We start from the raw sequence: 725 nt of genomic DNA on the forward strand, positions 1-725 counted from the left end.
CGGCGCAGCAGGGATCGCTGCCGTCGTCGCCGGCGCGGACACCGGCTTGAGCGTGCGGCCGTTGTCACCGCCGTCGTCGCGCCTGGGGCCGCCAGAGACCGAGACGCAGGACAGCGAGCGGCAGCGCGTCGAATCGAGATGGACGCGATGGCCGCCAATCGAGAACCTGATGCCCTCACCGGCATGGGCGAAGGGCGTGAACAGCGTCAGCGCGACGAGCAGGCAGAAGCGCTTCATCGAAGCCTCCAGAACATCCGATAACGCTAGGGGCGCCGTGCTCGCGGCGCAGTGATCTCCGTCACCGTGGCGAGCCATTCGGCTCAACCCGGCAACGTGATGCGCATCACAGAAACGGAAGCCGGCGGCACGTAGCGTCCGGACCAATCGATCCAGCCCCGCTCAACGCCACGGAGACTTAAGATGAAGAAGCTCGTTGCGATCGCCGCGCTGCTGATGGCCACCACATCGGCGCATGCCGGCGGCACCGGCATCACCTTCCAGATCGACGGCCAGCGCATCCGTGTCGAGGCGCCGCGCAACTGCAGCGCGCTGTCCTGCATCCGCATCTCGGCGCCGGGCTACAACGGCACGATCGGCGGCATCAGCAAGAATCTCGGCTCGAAGTCCGACGACGATGACGATGTCGCCTCGACGAGCTCGCCGTCACCCGCGCCACCGGCCGCGCCCGCACCTGCACCTTCACTTGCGCCGGTTCAGGCCGCCGC

2 pseudogenes are annotated in these 725 nt (G+C 68.0%); one reads left to right on the forward strand and one right to left on the reverse strand.

From position 1 onward, the window contains the following. Positions 1-237, reverse strand: a pseudogene (locus H8B02_RS47595) (DUF2147 domain-containing protein); the annotation flags it as partial. A gap of 183 nt (positions 238-420) precedes the next feature. Here H8B02_RS47595 and H8B02_RS47600 point away from each other — a divergent pair. Further along, positions 421-725 (forward strand): annotated as a pseudogene (locus H8B02_RS47600) (DUF2147 domain-containing protein); the annotation flags it as partial.

The sequence above is a fragment of the Bradyrhizobium altum genome (assembly GCF_020889705.1).
Lineage (GTDB): Bacteria > Pseudomonadota > Alphaproteobacteria > Rhizobiales > Xanthobacteraceae > Bradyrhizobium > Bradyrhizobium altum.